Genomic DNA, 18,830 nt, shown 5'->3' on the forward strand with positions numbered 1-18,830 from the left:
AATCTTAACCTATCCATTATATACTTTTTTAGGATATTCTGCAATTAATATTTTTAACAGTATGATTAAATAATATACATAAAATACAAAATTGATATATATATAAAATATGTAAATAACATTAATATACCTTGTAATCTACTAAGTCTATTTGATTTAAGAGTTGGTACTATTACTAATAACAATAATAATATCATAAATGGTATATCAAGTTTTCTATTTTGAGATAATATTGGTATGTTATTTGGTATTGCTGATACAGCTATTACTGATACTATATTCAATATATTTGCACCTAAAATATTTCCTACAGATATTTCATGATGATTTTTTCTTATGGCAGTAATTGAAGACACTATCTCTGGTAAAGAAGTTCCAAGTGCTATTATAGTCAAACTCACTATACCTTGAGGTATATTAAGAAAACTAGCTATTCTTACACCACTCTCTATAAGAATTTGAGAACCTATTATCATCATTATTAAGCCTGTAGCAAAAATTATTAGTATTTTTATGATTTCTGCTATAGAGAAACCTCTGTACTGTTTACTCTTCTTTGTAGGTATTTCTTTAATAGTATCTTTTTGAACACCTCTATTTTTAGTATGCGATTTCCCTACAACACTCTTATAGTTATTAACCATATAAAAAATCAATATTATTATAAGTAATAATGAATCTCCTCTTGTTATAACTCCATCTAACCCCAATAAAATTAAAACTATAACAGATACTATTAATAGTAAAGACTTAGAAAAAAACATTTTTTTATCTACATTAAATGGACTTATAAAAACAACTAACCCTAATGCTAATCCTGTATTACATATTATAGAACCAATTGCATTTCCTAAACTCATTGTAGTGTGACCATCAATAGAAGCAAGTAATGACACTGTAAATTCAGGCAATGTTGTTGCAAAACTAACAATAGTTGCTCCAAGTATAATTTCTGAAATATTCGTTTTTCTACCTATCTCTACAGTACAATTTATAAAGATATCTGCGCCTTTAGTAATTAATAGGAAACCTACTAAAAATAATATCACTGTGATAAACAATATATCACCTCCCCCTATTAAATAAATATTCAAGTTGTAAAGATGTATGCTTTTTCTTTTTTGTACTGAGATTTATTTATTTCTAATTTATAATTTTTTCAAATATTACCTTATTAATTTAGACATTTATTTGTTTCATTTTATTAATATATGGGTATAATTTCATCACATTACTAACATATAATTTGTTTTATACTTTAAAACGACATTTTTTTATTTTTCATGTATACAGGATACGTATAATATGTTATTATTATATTAGAAAATATATTTTTTAAAAAATATATAAAATAAATTAAGTATATAAAAATTAATTTTAATAACATTATTTATCATTTAAATCTAAGGAGGAAATACTTAATGAATGCATGGCAAGGATTTAAAACAGGAAGATGGACTAAAGAAGTAAATGTCAGAGAGTTTATACAATTAAACTATTCTCCATATGAAGGAAATGACTCTTTCTTAGCTGGTGCTACTGAAAACACTAAAAAATTATGGGACAAAGCAATGGTCTTATTTAAAAAAGAAAGAGAAAATGGTGGTACTTTAGATGTAGATACAAAAACTATTTCTGGAATAGCTGCATATGCTCCAGGATATTTAGATAAAGTATTAGAAACAATAGTTGGATTACAAACGGATGCCCCTTTAAAAAGAGCGGTTATGCCATATGGTGGTATAAAAATGGTTGAAAATTCATGTGATGCTTTTGGATATGAATTAGACCCTGAAATAAAAGAAATATTCACTAAATATAGAAAAACACATAACCAAGGAGTTTTTGACGCATATACTCCAGAAATGAGAGCTGCTAGAAAATCTGGTATAATAACAGGTCTTCCAGATGCTTATGGTAGAGGTAGAATAATAGGTGACTATAGAAGAGTTGCTTTATATGGTGTTGATGCCTTAATAGAAGATAAAATCGAACAAAAGAAATCATTAGAAGTTTCTTGTATGGATGAAGAAGTTATAAGACTAAGAGAAGAAATAACTGAACAAATATCAGCTTTAAACGAACTTAAAAAGATGGCTGAATCTTATGGATTTGATATATCAAAACCAGCAACTAACTCAAAAGAAGCTGTACAATGGTTATACTTTGGTTATTTAGCTGCTGTTAAAGACCAAAATGGTGCTGCAATGTCTTTAGGTAGAACATCTACTTTCCTAGATATATACTTTGAAAGAGATTTAAAAGCTGGAACAGTAACAGAGGAAGAATTACAAGAATATATGGACCATTTTGTTATGAAATTAAGAATGGTTAAATTCTTAAGAACTCCTGATTACAACAACTTATTCTCTGGAGACCCAACTTGGGTAACTGAGTGTATAGGAGGTATGGGAGTAGATGGTAGAACATTAGTTACTAAAAACTCATTTAGAATGTTAAATACTCTATATACATTAGGACCATCACCAGAACCAAACTTAACAGTTTTATGGTCAACTAAATTACCTCAAGGATTCAAAGATTTCTGTTCTAAAGTATCTATAGATACAAGTTCAGTTCAATATGAAAATGATGATTTAATGAGACCATACTGGGGAGATGATTACGGTATAGCTTGTTGTGTATCTGCAATGAAAATAGGTAAACAAATGCAGTTCTTCGGAGCTAGAGTTAACTTAGCAAAAACTTTATTATATGCTATAAATGGTGGTATTGATGAAAAATCTGGTGCTCAAGTTGGGCCAAGATTTGAGCCTATAACTTCTGAGTATTTAGACTTTGATGAAGTTATGAGTAAATTTGAACTATTTACTGATTGGTTAGCAAACTTATATGTAAATACTTTAAATGTAATACACTATATGCATGATAAATACTCTTATGAAGCATTAGAAATGGCATTACATGATAGAGATATATTTAGAACTATGGCTTGTGGTATGGCTGGATTATCAGTTTGTGCGGATTCATTATCTGCTATAAAACATGCTAAAGTTAAGACTATCAGAAATGAACAAGGAATAGCTGTTGATTTCGAAATAGAAGGAGATTATCCAAAATACGGAAACAACGATGATAGAGTTGATAGTATAGCTGTAGAGCTAGTTGAAAGCTTCATGAATAAGATAAGAAAAAATAAAACTTATAGAAATTCTTATCCTACTCAATCTATACTTACAATAACTTCAAATGTTGTTTATGGTAAGAAAACTGGTAATACACCAGATGGTAGAAGAGCTGGTGCTCCATTTGCTCCTGGTGCAAACCCAATGCATGGTAGAGATACTAATGGTGCTTTAGCTTCATTATCTTCAGTTGCTAAATTACCATATGAGCATGCTCAAGATGGTATATCTAATACTTTCTCTATAGTACCTGGTGCTTTAGGAAAAGATATGGCTGAAAGAATAAATAATCTTTCTGCAATGATGGATGGTTACTTCGCTCAAAATGCTCATCACTTAAATGTTAATGTATTTGATAGAGCTACTTTAGAAGATGCTATGGAACATCCAGAAGAATATCCACAATTAACTATAAGAGTTTCTGGATATGCAGTTAACTTCATAAAATTAACTAAAGAACAACAATTAGATGTTATAAACAGAACATTCCACGGTAAAATGGCTTAGTCTTTAAATTTTTATACTTTAGCTAAGATTACTACTGTGTAGAAAATAAAAATAAATGGCTATCTTATATTCGGATTATTTCTGGTATAAGATGGCCTTTTTTAGAGAAATATTATAACTATTAATAAAGTTATCAAAATATATTGTGAGGTGAACTCTATGATTAAGGGAAAAGTACACTCTATAGAAACATTTGGTACTGTAGATGGCCCAGGAATAAGATACATACTATTCTTTCAAGGATGTCCTCTTAGATGTAAATACTGTCATAATAGAGATACATGGGATACCAAATCTGGAAAAGAATATACAGTTGATGAAATAATAACTGATGCTCTTAAGTATACTTCTTTTATGAAGTTTTCTGGTGGAGGTATTACTGCTTCTGGTGGCGAGTCTACTCTTCAACCAGAGTTTTTAAGTGAACTATTTAAAAAAGCTAAAGAAAATAACATACACACTTGTCTAGATACATCTGGATTTGTAGATATAGAAACTATAGACTCAGTTTTAGATAATACTGACTTAGTTTTGCTTGATTTAAAACATATGGTTGAAGAAAAGTCTATTGATTTGACTGGCGTGGGTATGGATAAAGCTTTAAAACTTGCTAAACACTTAGAATCAAGAAATATTCCAGTATGGATAAGACATGTTTTAGTTCCTGGGATTACTGATGATATAGATAACTTAGAAAGATTAGGTAGATTCGTTGCTACATTAAAAAATGTAGAGAGATTCGAATTGCTACCATATCATTCTATGGGAATACACAAATGGGAAAATTTAGGCATCGATTATGAGTTAAAAGATGTTCCTGATGCTACCAAAGAAGATATTAAAAAAGCTAGTGAAATAATCTCTAAGTTTGGAGCAAAAGTATATAATAGCTAATACTCCTTGAGATTAATAACTATCACAATAAAATAAGGTAAAATATACGATTTAAAAAACCTTATATTTTACCTTATTTTTAATATACTTTATCTACACTCATCAATTTGATAATTTAAGTCTATAAAACTCAGATGCACTTACAGGTCTACCAAATAAAAAACCTTGAATAATATCTACACCTAAACTCTTCACTATATTGTATTCTTCATAAGACTCAATACCCTCAACACAAACTTTCAAATTGATAATATGAGCTAATTTAATAATATATTCTAGAAAGGTATGTTCATAACTATTATATGTAATATTCTTAACAAAACTTCTTTCAATCTTTATTATATTAACAGATAACTCTTTAAGATAATTTAAAGATGAATACCCAGTACCAAAATCATCAATTGCAATATGTACTCCAATACTTTTTAAACTGATAAACTTGTCATTCAATAAATTTATATCTGGTATCCAACAATTCTCTGTTAGTTCTAAAATCAAAAATTCAGGTTTTAATTGATATTCTATCAAACATTCTATTATAAAATCTCTAAAAAAATCCTCTTTTAATTGAATATACGATACATTTACAGATATTTTGAAAGCTGGATTTACTTTATGCCATTCTTTACACTGTTTTACGGCCTCTTTTATAATCCATTTTCCTACTGGTATAATCAGATTACTTTGTTCTAGTATTGGTATAAATTCAACAGGAGATACTTCTCCATAAGTATTTGAATGCCATCTCAAAAGTGCCTCTGCTCCTATAACGTTTTTGGTAGATGCATCTACCTGTGGCTGGAAAAATAACTCAAGGTCATTAAAATCATTTTCAATACACTCTCTCAATTTCTGTTGCATTGAAATTACTTTCAACTTATTTTCATAGAGTTCTTTTGAAAAAAACTTCATTCTATTTTTACCACCCATTTTTGCGATATCTAGCGCAATGTCAGCATGTTTAAATAAGTCCAAATAATTATCTCCATCTTCTGGATACATAGCAACCCCCGCAGTTACTGTACAATAATATTTATTTGATTCTATTTCATGCTGAGTATTTGTATACAATTGTATTTTTTCATATAAGTTCTCTATCGTTTCTTTATTGCACATAGGGTAAAAAAATGCAAATTCATCTCCATCTAATCTGTACAATCTAACATCCTTAGGTAAATATTCTAAAACTTCTGTAGCAATTGCACGCAAAACCTTATCACCATAAGAGTGCCCATATTTCTCATTTATATTTTTAAAATTATCAATATCCATGATAAATATAGCTCCACTTGTATAGATTTTCTCTTTTATAATACAATTCATTCTGTATTCAAATTGTTCTCTATTCCATGTTCCTGTGATAGAATCAAATTTATTCTTTTCACCTATATTTTTTATTCTACCAACTATAATTATAGTTTTTTGGTCATCTGATACATAAGCCTTACCTCTACAAGAAATCCATACTACTTCTTCATATTTATTAATTAATCTATATTCTAAATTATGTTCATCTTTTTTTCCATCTACCAACGCTTGTATATCATCTTTCCATACTTTGACATCATCTGGATAAACAATTTTACTCCAACAATTGACTACATCAGAATCCATATCTTTACTTAAGTTAAATTCATCAAAAATTGCTGAAGAAATTTTAAATTTATTCCTATTTATATCCCAAAAAAATATATAATCTTCTGTGCTTTGAGACAAAAGTTCAAAGAAAATTTCTATATGATCTAAATTTAAAGAGTTCGATTCTTCTCTCATCTTTTCCCCCTACAATATAAGTAATATAGTAAGATTATAACCCTACTTATAATAAAAATAAAGTAGGGTTATAATTTATTACTATTGGTGTAGTTTAATCAACAAAATATTCTTATTTAGATTATACTATTTTACTAATCTTTTTATCTCATCAAATGCATCTTCATTTCCATTTCCTCCTACCTTAGTTATCTTATCAAATTTCTTACTTTTAACTAAAGTTTTTTGAGACTCATCAAGTGATTTTTCTACAATCATTACTGGTGATTTATTTTTACCTGCTAAAACACCTACTGTTAAAGCATCTATTAAATCATTTTCTCTTAACATCCCATTTTTTGTTACATAAAGATTTCTTAGTTCTTTATCCTTATAAAACTCTTCTATTACTTTTGAATTTGTTTTATTTCTATCTTCTCCACCTATTCTCTTTGGATTTGGAAACTGTTTTTCTATAGATTTTGGCAAAGAAGTTTCTCCTCCTATAATATAAGATTTTGATATTTCTTCTTCATCTATAAATTTTTTAATAGATGTTATCTCATTTTTTACATTTGTAAGAATTATTGGAGTTTTATTTTGTGCTGAAATGCCACCAACACTTATTGCATCTGCTAATCCGTCATGTCCATTGACTACAGATACTTTTTCTACATCTATTATTTTATCTATTTCTTTAGCAAGTCTTAGAGAAGTTGAATATCTATCTACTCCACCTATTCTTATAATAGTAAGCCCTTTTAATTTTAATTCTTTTTCTAAATCAGAGCTTAATGTATTTTCTCCACCTATTATATAAATATTTTTTGCTTTTAATCTTTTTATCTCTTCTTCTGTATTTGCATTTAATTTATCTTTTTCAGTTAATAAAATAGGTGCATTTTTAGTAGATGAAAATGGAGTTGCTGATAGAGCATCTGGTATTGATGTACTATTTACTAGTATCACATTTTCAGCTGATTCAAAACCTCTTTTACTTATTTTTATAGCAGTTTTGTATCTATCATCACCTGTTAAATTTTCTTCTGATGGACTAGTTGTATTAGTGGATGAACCTCCACTACTTCCTCCGCTGTTTCCACCACTATTTCCACCTGAATTATCATTATCTCCTTGGTTATCAGGTATCTTCTCCCATTGCGCATAAAGTACTATATTATCATCAACATTAATTATATCACTTCCATCACCTTTATATGGAGTTCCACTACCATCTGGTTTTGTATTCCATCCAATAAATTTGTACCCTTCTTTTGTAAGATTTCCTGTATTCGCTTTTACACTTGTATTTGTATTTCCATCATGCAGTTCATCTTCAGGTACATCTCCTTGTCCACCATTATTTTCATATTTAACTCTGTATTTATCTGTCCAAAATGCATAAAGAGTTGTATTTGTATCTTTTATGTTAAACTTTTCTCCTGCTTTATACCTACTGCCTGTATCATCTGCTTTTGTACTCCAATAAAAATTTCCTCCTCTACCAGAAGGTGCTACTAAACCATTATCACCAAGTATAGTAACTTCATCTCCTTTTCCATATATATTATTATCTATTGGCGCTGTACCTGTACTTCCATTTTTATCATATGTTACTCTACATTCTTCTTTCCATTGTGCAAATAAAGTTGTATTTTTTGTAAGGTTAAATTTGTCACCATCTCTGTATGAAGTCCCTTCACCATTATTTTTTGTATTCCATCCCATAAATATTGCTCCAGATTTAGATGGTATCTGACTTGTAACAGTTACTTCAGCGCCTTTTTTATGTTTTTCTTCTGATATACTTCCTGTTCCTCCATTTAAGTTATAATCTAATTTATATCCCCATTGTGCATATATCGTATCTCCTGCGATATTTGGCGGAATAGTGTCACCTTCTTTGAAAGATGTTCCACTTCCATCTGCTTCTGTATTCCACCCTATGAATTCTTCATCACCATTGATAAGTCCACCTGACCCTGGGAATTTGTCAGCCTCTCCTGGCTTTGGTAAGTCTGGCAGTGTACCTGAGCCTCCATTACCATCAAGTTGTAAATCATACTCCCATTGTGCATAAAGATCTACGTTAAAATTGTCATAATCCCTTAATAATACCTCAAAACTTGAGCCTAAATTATAAGATGTTCCTGTACCATCAGCTTTTGTATTCCATTTTGTAAGTTTATAATTTGTTTTTTTAAGGTCACCTTCATTTCCTTTAATTTGCAAAGTAGCATTCTGATGATACTTATTTGAATCTGATGGAACATTACCTGAAGTATTTCCATTTCCGTTATATCTTACTTGTAAAAAGTCTGGAATCCAAATGGCATAAAGTGTTGTATCTCTATCGATATCTGTTCCTATTAGAATTTCTCCGCTTCCATATGGTTGAGTACCACTTGCCAAATGGTCCCTTGAGACACTCCAAGCATCAGTATGATAGTTTGCTCTTGTAAGATTATTACTGAACGCTAAATAAGAATCAAACTTATCAAGGTCATATACTTTTGGACCTGTTATTACTGGTCCAGGAATAACATTTCCCCCATTAAATATAGCTTCATTTATCGTTCCTCCAGTAGCCCCATTATCATCATAAGTTATTGTAATATTATTAACTCGCCTTAAGCTTTTATCTTGAATCTGCTTATTAAATATCTTATTTAAATCATAATCAGCAAAAACATTTGAATAATTTAAAGGAATTATAGCAAATGTAAGTATGCATATAGTTAACTTTTTTAACTTTTTATTCATCAAAACCCTCCCCTTTATATAAAAATTAATTTTATTTTTCATTTTGTAATTTGTAAAATAAAGAAATACTGATAAAATCTATATCAGTATTTCTTATAATTATTAAAATCTTATTCTTATATAAATATTAAATACGATTTTAGATTATAAATTACAATAATAAACAACTTATATTATTAATTTTTTTGCCACACTGCATATAATATAATGTTTCTTTCGTCCATAGTGATTGTACCTGATACTATTGTTGATGAGTCATTTCTAACTGTACTCCATCCTACAAATGTATAAGTATCAGCATTAAGCCCATTAACATTTCCTAAAACAGTCACAGTATCTCCTTTTTTATATTCTGTTGTATCAACAGGAGCCATACCTGAAACAGTTACTCCTGAAGGGAAGTTTGCACTATAAGCTACCCTATAAGTTTTTTCAGCTACAGTAAAATATATTGTATTTGGATTAATTCCAGAAGAATCAAGTGCAACTATTTGAGATTGACTTACTGGGTCTAAGTTGTATCCAGCAGGAACCTTTGTAGAGTCTGGAGTTATTGTATGGTCTCCAAGTACAGCATTAACAATCTCTGTGTACGTATCTCCAACTATATTACCATCCTTATCTTTAAAACCAATTGTTAAAGTACGTTCTGCTTCTGAAGGCATCTTACTTACTGTAAAGTAAATTATATCTGGTACAAGACCACTTGTACTAAGATTTACCATTTCAAATTGGTTGTCTGGATTAAGTACATATCCATTTGGTACCTTTGTAGAATCAGATTCCACTCTATGATTTCCATATTCAGCTGGTAGTGTAACTGTATATGGGTCTCCAATTATTGCTCCACTATCTTTATCTTTAAAGTTAACTGTAACTATACGATTTACAAGTGGAATATCAGGACTTACTGTAAAGTAAACAATACTCTTGTCAAGCCCTGTTGGTTGTAAATTAACAGTCTGAGTTTGATTAGAAGGATCAAGCTTATAACCATTAGGAACTTTTGATGTGTTTGGTGTTACATCATGTGAGCCTAGTATATCTGGAATTTCTTCTATATAAGTACTTCCAACATTACTTCCATCTTTATCCTTAAATCCAACTATAAGAACACGATTTTCTTCTGGCACTCCAGCCTTATCAGGAATTACTGTAAAATTAACTTCATTTGGATTAACTCCATTTTGAGCAAGATTTACCACTTTAGATTGACTTGCTGGATCTAATTTGTATCCAGAAGGAATTTGTGTAGCATCAGGTGTAACTGTGCTATTTCCATACTTAGCTGGAACTCGAGCTGTATATGACCCAACTATAGCTCCTGTTTCTTTATTTTTATAATTGACCTTAATAGAAAGTTTTGCATTTGAAATTTCAGTAGATGCATATGATGTTCTTGTAACGTTTCCATTCCCTGTATTAGGTGATGTATAGCTCCAATTTACTCCAGACATGTCTCGATTTGTCACAAAAGAATAAATTCCTGTCATTTGACTTCCTGTTATCCCTGCAGATGGTATGCCATTAGGGAATCCATAGCTTGTTCCATAAATAGTTGAAACTTTTTCCCCATTAATTTGTAATACCCAACCTTCTTGAGAACCTCCTTTTGGATCAGTCCCCCATACATATTTTACATTTAATGAGTTCCCACCACATGGAACAAATAATGAGAAAAATGTTACATATCCATTTCCCATATTTGCACGAAGGTCAACTTGATATCTTCCATTAATATCATATCTTCGTTCTGTATTTTGTAGTACTTCATTATTAACTTTATCTGGTAAAGTTTGTGCATATGATGGTACTCCTACACCAACAACTAAAGCTAAGGTTGCCACAAAAGATGTTAGTTTACTTAATCTGTGTTTCATTAAAAATCCCCCTCCAATATTTTTTATTTCAAACAGATTTTTCATACTTTATTTTGCATAGTCTTTATCAAAACTATTTATTTAAAGTCTAATTAATCTATTATGAAGTCTATCTTAAAAGTGAAGTTTTTATAGTTTATTTAATTTTTACTTGAAATCTTTTTTATTAAATAAAAAATATATTTAATTTTTACACAAAGATATTAATACTCTATAGACTAGATATTTTGATTTTATTTTTGTAGAATTAAACAGTCTAAAAAAACAATAGAGTAAGATATTTTATATATTTATATTACTTAAAGTAATTAACTTTAATTGTTTTCAATTTCATGAAAATTAGTTGTGATATATGTTCAGAGTATCAAAAATTTTTTAATTAAAATAATTGTTTTAATTAAAATAATTATTTTAATTCTGGTTATTATAGTTTCCATTTGTTATAAAAGGGTTTTTTTTTATGTAAAAAAAACTATAAGGATATTATAAAAAATGTATATCAAAGCCATTCAAAATTTTTTCCCACTTCTAATAATTGATTATCAGTAAAAGTATATAACATTTGTTTTCAAGATAAAGAAATAATTATAATTTTAATAGTATAGACATATAAATTTTTTTAAAAAATGTATATAAATGTAAAAAAAACTATTAATTATATAAATAGTGACTTTTTTATAACTAAGGGTCACTTTTTCCTTTATTTTACATTTATTGTATCATGCTTTTTTATTTATTTCAATCTTATACTACTTTTTCCCAAAATATTATTATTATTTTTTTATCTTTTTCGACTTTATATTTTTTATACATAATGCTTAAATTAATTAAACTCATTTTATTATTCTACAAATATAAAATAACAAAAAACAAGACTAAAACAAATAATTTTTTATTTTAAACCTTCACCCTTCTATTTTCAATTACTTGAATTACTCCACCTTAACTACCTTAGGTAACGTTTGAAGGTGGAAATTCTTATTTGATAGTACTTTTATACTAAGCATTCATAGGCTCTAAGGGCTGTTCCATCCCCACTAATCTTAATCCTTCTTTTAATATATTTACACTGGCATTTATATCTCTGTCATGTTGTGTATTGCACTCTTGATAAGTATATTTCATGCTTACATCTCCACCCTACTTACGTTGAGGATGGAGTATTTTGCCTATCTTTGATAAATTTTATAACTGTATCTCACAATACAAATAATCAAATATTCTAAACTCTAGAGACTTTATAAACTACATTTCTAGCTTGTGGTAATTTCCCATCTGGAACACCAACAGCAATACCAAATGGTACACAATATCCTTCTGGTATATTTAATAATTCTCTGTATTTTTTATTTGTATCAAACTTCATCGTTATCGATTCTGATTCTTTTACATCATCTTTATCTAGAACACTCACAAGACCCACAATATCACCTTGTTCAACAGGTGTAAATAGTCCCCTAACCATTCCTATTATGCAACTCCCAAGTCCTAAAGCTTGTGCAGCTGTTGTTATGTTTCCTGTAAGTATTCCCGCGTCATATGGAGCCCATGAACTCTCTTCGTCATAAGAAATAAATAAAACAGTTGGTGCACCATAAAATAATTTAAAATTTTTATTTATTTCAACGTTACTAACTTCATGAATTCTAGAAAGAGTATCATCACTAATCTCTTTTAAAAGTTTTTGGTCTTGTACAACAGTTATGTGCCATGGCTGTTTATTACACCCTGAAGGTGCTGCAAATGCACAATGTAATAATGTATCTAATTGTTCATCTGTAATTTGCTCTGTTGTAAATTTTCGTATACTTCTACGCCCTTGTATTAAATTTATTGTTTGATTGTCTTGTAAATTATTCATTATATCTATTCCCCCTTTTATGTATTTGTTATCTTAAATACCAAATCTTTAGAAAATTAATTTTATAATTAAGTTTCTTTATATTCTTATTATAATTATTTTTAGCTTACATGTGAAGCTTTTATAATATCAAAACATCAATATATCTACTCTACAAATAATCTTCAATAAAAAACTGGTATCACTCAACTATAGAAAATATCATTTTTCTACAGAACGATTAATACCAGTAAAGTTGATAAAATATACTATATTAATTTAAAGGGCCCCAACCAGTTTTGGTATGAATCTCTGTTTTTACAGATTTAGTCTTACCATCAGCTGAATCAACATCCCATGACCTACCTGCAACAGAAATACCATTGTTACCTTTATACCATCTACCTTCATCGTAATCATAAACTAAAGATGTGTACCAATTACCTCCAGTCTTATCATTTGCAAATACAACTACAGTAGCATCAGATTTAGTAGGATTATATGCATATGGTTGTATATATAATGTTGCCTTACTTAAATTATATTTCTTCTTAAATTCATCTGGAATTGTAGGCCAGCCATTTTTATATTTATTATCTAGTAAATAATTTCTAAAAGCATCATTCCCTTTTGAAGGCCCTGGTATTACAGAAGGGTCTACTGCAAAAGATGCAATTAAATCTTTCATACTTTGATGTACATCTCTAGCCATCTCAACACCATCTGGATGTTCTGTACAAGTAACATAAACTCTTGCAATACTTTCTTCTCCAGTTATTCCATCATAACCATCGTCAAACTCTGCTGAATATGTTCCACCTGACTTACACTTTGGCTCTGTTTCAAAATACTTACCATCTGTATTTTTTAATACATCTTTTATAACCTCTTTTTTATCTTTACTAGGTTCCTCAGCTACAGCAATAACAATTTGAGTCTTTATATTTTCTCTATTAGAAAGACATGTTACTGCTTTACTTTTTTCTATATTTTTAAAAAGTGCTGGTAGTGCAACTATAACCAAAATTCCTATTATAGATATAACTACCAATAATTCAATTAGTGTAAAACCCTTTTTATTCATAATAATCATTCCCATTAAATAAAATTATAGTATTTACTTTAACATGCTATATAGCAACAAAGTGTCTACATAAAGCTCTTCCAACAAAAACTCCCAAAATACTTAATGTCAAGTTAAAAAATATGTTTAGTCCAAATAATATATAATTCCCGCTATCAAAAAACTTTACAGTTTCAAAGCCAAAAGTAGAAAATGTAGTTAGTCCTCCCATTAAACCAGTTGTCAAAAACAATTTCAAATTATTAGAAATAGAATTTGTTCTTATACTCATTTCCATCACAAAACCAATTAAAATTCCACCCATAATATTGACCACTAAAGTCCCAAATGGAAACTTAGTTCCTACAAACTTTAGAGATATTAAATATCTTAATATAGCTCCCAAAAATCCACCAATACCAACATATAATACTTGAATCACATGTAACACCTACCCCAAATAACTAAATCACTTACATATTAAAATTCTATGTCTTCAACCTCTATTCCGTCAATTGCATCCTGTACTAATTTTTCTATATCAAGTGACAGCTCAGATTTTTCTATTTTCTCTAGTCTAGGCTTAGTGACAGGTTTTCTAGGAGAAAACACGCTACAGCAATCTTCTTCAGGTATTATAGATGTTTCAAAAGTCCCTATTTTCTTAGCTATATCAACTATGTCTGATTTATCCATAGCTATAAGTGGTCTAAATACTGGTAAATTTACAACAGCATTAGTGCAAGTAAGCCCTTGTATAGTTTGAGATGCAACTTGACCAATACTTTCACCTGTAATCAAAGCATCACAATGTCTTTTTTCAGAAAGTCTTTGTGCTATTCTCATCATAAATCTTCTTGAAAGAATAGTAGCTTCTTCTTCATTACAATTCTCACCAATTGCTTTTTGTATTTCTAGTATATTTACTTTATGAAGTCTTACTCTACCACAATATTTAGCTAATATCTTAGCTAAATCTTTAACTTTTTCTTGTGACCTTTCACTTGTGAATGGATAGCTATGAAAATGTACTGCTTCTACTTCCATACCTCTTTTTGCAACCATCCATGTTGCTACTGGACTATCTATACCACCTGATAAAAGAGACATCGCTCTACCATTAGTTCCAAGTGGCAAACCACCATATCCAGGTATAGTATCACTATAAACCATAGTATGAAATTCTCTGTATTCACATTTTATTTTAACTTCTGGATTTCTTACATCAACATCAATTCTATCTCCTACCTTTGATAATAAGTATCCACCTATATCCATACTCATTTCTTGAGAAGTTAATCTAAAAGACTTATCTCCTCTTCTTGACTCTACCTTAAAAGTTTTATATCCAGCATCTATTTTTTCTTCTAACATCTTTAAAGCTATTTCTTTTAATGTATCATAATCTTTTTTAGCTCTTACTCCAGGACATACACCTACTATACCAAATACTTTTCTAACTTCTTCAATTACTTCTTCATAATCATAATCTTCTAAATCAACATATATTCTTCCATACTCTTTATATACATTAAATTTGCCAATTGGCTTTAACATATTTCTTATATTTCTTATAAGTCTATTCTCAAATATATATCTATTTTTTCCTTTTACTCCAATTTCTCCATACTTTACTATTAATATATTATACACCATTTCACCTCGTAAACTACTTTCCTCTTATTATTTATACAGTATTCTTTATTTCTTTCTCATTATTGACCTTAAATCACAAATTGATTCTTTTAATACTTTCACAGCTTCAGATATTTCATCTTCTGTATTCATATCAGATAGACTAAACCTTATTGTTCCATTGATTTCTTCATTTGTAAGACCTATGGCATTTAAAACATGACTACCTTTTTTCTTGGAAGAGCATGCAGAACCAGTGGACACATAAATTCCTTTTTGCTCTAGGTAATGAAGTAAAACTTCTCCTTTTGTACCTATAAATGATACATTTAATATATGACATACGCCATCTTCTGGAGAATTAATTTTTATATCTTCTATATTCTCAACTATTTTATTTCTAAATATGTTTTTTAAGTTATTTATCTTCAAAATAACAGCATCTAAATCTTTACTTAATATACTTACAGCTTCTCCAAGCCCATATATTCCAGGTACATTTTCTGTTCCAGACCTAATTCCAATTTCTTGTCCTCCTCCTGTTAGCATAGGCTTTAAACGATTGTTTTCCTTAATATACATAAATCCAATTCCCTTTGGACCATGAAATTTATGTGCACTTACACTCATAAAATCTATATTGTATTTAGATGGCCTAAAGTTTATTTTCCCATATGATTGAATAGCATCTACATGAAAATATATCTTCTCTTTTAAAGACTTCAGATATTTTCCAACTTCATCTATTGGCTGTATAGTTCCTATTTCATTGTTAACATGCATCATACTTACTAAACATGTAGTTGATTTTATAGTATTTTTCAAATCTTCTATATTTATCTTTCCATCTTTTCCGACCTCTAAGTAAGTTACTTCGAATCCATCTTCTTCTAAATCTTTTAATGTATTTAAAACAGAAGGATGTTCTATATTTGTAGATATTATATGATTTCTTCTCTTCTTATTTATATTGGCAATACCTCTTATTATAGTATTATTACATTCTGTACCACCTGATGTAAAATAAATCTCTTTATCTTTCGCTCCTAGAGATTTAGCTACAATCTGTCTTACTTCTTTTATACCTTTTTCAACTTCCACACCTTTTCTATGAACAGAAGAAGGATTTCCATAATCCGTACTAAGTGCATATACCATTTTATCTATAACTTCTGGATAAGGTTTTGTAGTCGCACTATTATCTAAGTATATTTCCAACTTAATTACACCTGCCTTTATTTAAAATCTTCAACTCTAATTATTATACCATTAATTACAGTATTTTTTTTGTTAATCTTTATTAAAGAGATAATCTTAAGTTTATAGAATCTTCTTTCATAAAAATCTAGTTTTTTCACTCAACTACAAAATTTTATGTTAAAATATAATATGTTTATACTATACCCTACAAAAATACGTGATAACATACAATATATGATAAAATAATATATTATATAAAATAAATATATTATATTATACATATACTTATTTTTGCTATAAAGTCTATTTTTATAAGCTTACTTGTTATAAAAATAACTTTTACAATTTATATCAAAAAAAATATTGATTTTTGTGTCGCATTTTGTTATAATAAATTAAGGTTATCCCCCTGGTAACCCTAGTTAGTTAATATATCTATTCCCAATACCCTTTCATAAGGATATATTTTATATTTATTAAAAATCGAATTAATATCGGAAACTAATTCGATGGAAAAAAAGAGCTTACCCCGAGCTCTTTTTTTTTCTGCAAAAATATAATATCAAGTTAAAATAAAGTTAATATCAGTATAATTTTAATTTTAAAAATTATATTAATTATCACTAAAAAAGGATGTATTGAATTTCTAATATCAATACATCCTTTTTTTATATATTATAACACTTTTGCTAAGAATGATTTTGTTCTCTCATGTTTTGGATTTCCAAAGACTTCTTCTGGAGTATTATCCTCAAGAACACTTCCTCCATCTATAAAAATAACTCTGTCTGCAACTTCTTTTGCAAATCCCATTTCATGAGTTACAATTGCCATTGTCATTCCTTCTTTAGCAAGCTCTTTTATAACATCCAAAACTTCATTTACCATTTCTGGGTCAAGAGCAGATGTTGGCTCATCAAATAACATCATATCTGGTTCCATAGCAAGAGCTCGTGCTATTGCTATTCTTTGCTTTTGCCCTCCAGATAATTGTGATGGATATGAATCTTTTTTATCTAAAAGACCAACTCTACTTAATAAAACTTCTGCTTTCTTTTCTGCTTCTTCCTTAGTCATTTTTTTTAATTTAATTGGTGCCAATGTTATATTATCTAAAATAGTCTTATGTGGGAATAAATTAAAGTTCTGGAACACCATACCTATATTCTGTCTAACTTCATCAATATTAGTTTTTTTATCAACTAAATTTTTTCCTTCAAATATTATATCTCCACCTGTAGGTATTTCTAATAGATTCATACATCTAAGAAGTGTACTTTTACCAGAACCACTTGGACCTACTATAACCATTATTTCGCCTTTAGCGATTTCTAAGTTTATATTTTTTAATACATTTAAATCTCCAAAAGATTTACTTAAATTTTTTATTGTAATCATATTATCACTTTCCTTTTATACTATTCTATGTTTTCTCTAAATGCCAAATATTCTCTCATCTAATTAGACACAGATAGTTTCTTTTCTAATAATCCAACTAATCTTGATAGAGTAAATGTTATAACAAAGTAAATTGCTGCTGCTACTATTAATGGTTCTAGTGCTTTAAATGCTGCATTTTTTACTATATCAGCAGTACGCATTATCTCAACAACTCCTATTACAGATATTATTGAAGATTCTTTTACAAGTGTAATAAATTCATTTGCTAATGAAGGTAGTATATTTTTTATAGCTTGAGGTATTATTATATATCTCATAGTTGCCCAATAATTCAATCCTAATGATCTACTTGCTTCCATTTGCCCATTATCAACTGATTGTATACCTGATCTAAGTATCTCTGCTACATATGCACCAGAGTTTACTGACAATGCAAATGCACTAGCTATAAATTCACTTGGTATACCAAATAACATAGGGAATCTTATTCCTAACTGAGGTAATCCAAACCATACTATATATATCTGTACTAATAATGGTGTCCCTCTTAAAATTTCAATATATATTGATGATATTGCTCTCAATACTTTATTCTTTGATATTCTTGCCATACATATAACTATACCTATCATAAACCCAAAGAATAATGCTACAAGAGAAATTGCTACTGTCACACCTGTTCCTTCCAAAAAAGAAGTCCCAAATTTACTTAAAAAACTAAAATCTAAACTCATAATTTCATCTCCCAC

The 18,830-nt window shown here is 28.9% G+C and carries 14 protein-coding genes; 2 read left to right on the top strand and 12 right to left on the bottom strand.

The features are described 5' to 3' along the window. Nucleotides 1–65 precede the first annotated feature (65 nt). Nucleotides 66–1,061 carry a calcium/sodium antiporter gene (locus KGF41_RS11115; protein ID WP_227829684.1) on the bottom strand — a complete coding sequence of 332 codons (996 nt, stop codon included), beginning with the start codon at nucleotides 1,059–1,061 and terminating at the stop codon, nucleotides 66–68. Between the two features lie 360 nt (nucleotides 1,062–1,421). Between KGF41_RS11115 and pflB the strand changes: the two genes are divergently transcribed. Both pflB and pflA read left to right on the top strand, forming a co-directional pair. Further along, complete coding sequence (gene pflB / locus KGF41_RS11120) at nucleotides 1,422–3,653, top strand: formate C-acetyltransferase (protein WP_227856663.1); 2,232 nt, start codon at nucleotides 1,422–1,424, stop codon at nucleotides 3,651–3,653. Between the two features lie 159 nt (nucleotides 3,654–3,812). Continuing rightward, nucleotides 3,813–4,547 carry a pyruvate formate-lyase-activating protein gene (gene pflA, locus KGF41_RS11125; protein ID WP_227842787.1) on the top strand — a complete coding sequence of 245 codons (735 nt, stop codon included), beginning with the start codon at nucleotides 3,813–3,815 and terminating at the stop codon, nucleotides 4,545–4,547. Between the two features lie 102 nt (nucleotides 4,548–4,649). Here pflA and KGF41_RS11130 read toward each other — a convergent pair whose 3' ends face one another. From KGF41_RS11130 to KGF41_RS11180, 11 genes are all read right to left on the bottom strand, one after another. Further along, the gene (locus KGF41_RS11130) at nucleotides 4,650–6,320 is read right to left on the bottom strand and encodes a GGDEF and EAL domain-containing protein (RefSeq protein WP_227829687.1); all 1,671 of its coding nucleotides are present in this window, start codon (nucleotides 6,318–6,320) and stop codon (nucleotides 4,650–4,652) included. A 126-nt stretch (nucleotides 6,321–6,446) separates the two neighbouring features. Next, nucleotides 6,447–9,062, bottom strand: coding sequence for a cell wall-binding repeat-containing protein (locus KGF41_RS11135; RefSeq protein ID WP_227829688.1), 2,616 nt, complete (start codon nucleotides 9,060–9,062; stop codon nucleotides 6,447–6,449). A gap of 176 nt (nucleotides 9,063–9,238) precedes the next feature. Then, a complete protein-coding gene (locus KGF41_RS11140; protein ID WP_227829689.1) occupies nucleotides 9,239–10,942 on the bottom strand; it encodes an InlB B-repeat-containing protein in 1,704 nt (567 codons plus the stop codon). A gap of 999 nt (nucleotides 10,943–11,941) precedes the next feature. Beyond that, the gene (locus KGF41_RS20890) at nucleotides 11,942–12,067 is read right to left on the bottom strand and encodes a hypothetical protein (RefSeq protein ID WP_255287812.1); all 126 of its coding nucleotides are present in this window, start codon (nucleotides 12,065–12,067) and stop codon (nucleotides 11,942–11,944) included. A 97-nt stretch (nucleotides 12,068–12,164) separates the two neighbouring features. Continuing rightward, nucleotides 12,165–12,803: a nitroreductase gene (locus KGF41_RS11145; protein WP_227829501.1), complete on the bottom strand. Its 639-nt coding sequence runs from the start codon at nucleotides 12,801–12,803 to the stop codon at nucleotides 12,165–12,167. Between the two features lie 253 nt (nucleotides 12,804–13,056). Further along, nucleotides 13,057–13,866, bottom strand: coding sequence for a prepilin-type N-terminal cleavage/methylation domain-containing protein (locus KGF41_RS21025; protein WP_285891648.1), 810 nt, complete (start codon nucleotides 13,864–13,866; stop codon nucleotides 13,057–13,059). Between the two features lie 46 nt (nucleotides 13,867–13,912). After that, nucleotides 13,913–14,287: a fluoride efflux transporter CrcB gene (gene crcB / locus KGF41_RS11160; RefSeq protein ID WP_227829500.1), complete on the bottom strand. Its 375-nt coding sequence runs from the start codon at nucleotides 14,285–14,287 to the stop codon at nucleotides 13,913–13,915. Between the two features lie 38 nt (nucleotides 14,288–14,325). Continuing rightward, nucleotides 14,326–15,501, bottom strand: coding sequence for a tRNA uracil 4-sulfurtransferase ThiI (thiI, locus tag KGF41_RS11165; RefSeq protein ID WP_227829499.1), 1,176 nt, complete (start codon nucleotides 15,499–15,501; stop codon nucleotides 14,326–14,328). 45 nt (nucleotides 15,502–15,546) lie between these two features. Then, complete coding sequence (locus KGF41_RS11170; RefSeq protein ID WP_227829498.1) at nucleotides 15,547–16,698, bottom strand: cysteine desulfurase family protein; 1,152 nt, start codon at nucleotides 16,696–16,698, stop codon at nucleotides 15,547–15,549. A 657-nt stretch (nucleotides 16,699–17,355) separates the two neighbouring features. Further along, the gene (locus tag KGF41_RS11175) at nucleotides 17,356–18,078 is read right to left on the bottom strand and encodes an amino acid ABC transporter ATP-binding protein (protein ID WP_227829497.1); all 723 of its coding nucleotides are present in this window, start codon (nucleotides 18,076–18,078) and stop codon (nucleotides 17,356–17,358) included. 59 nt (nucleotides 18,079–18,137) lie between these two features. After that, nucleotides 18,138–18,815: an amino acid ABC transporter permease gene (locus tag KGF41_RS11180; protein ID WP_227829496.1), complete on the bottom strand. Its 678-nt coding sequence runs from the start codon at nucleotides 18,813–18,815 to the stop codon at nucleotides 18,138–18,140. Nucleotides 18,816–18,830 lie beyond the last annotated feature (15 nt).

This window comes from Clostridioides sp. ZZV14-6150 (assembly GCF_020657875.1).
Lineage (GTDB): Bacteria > Bacillota > Clostridia > Peptostreptococcales > Peptostreptococcaceae > Clostridioides.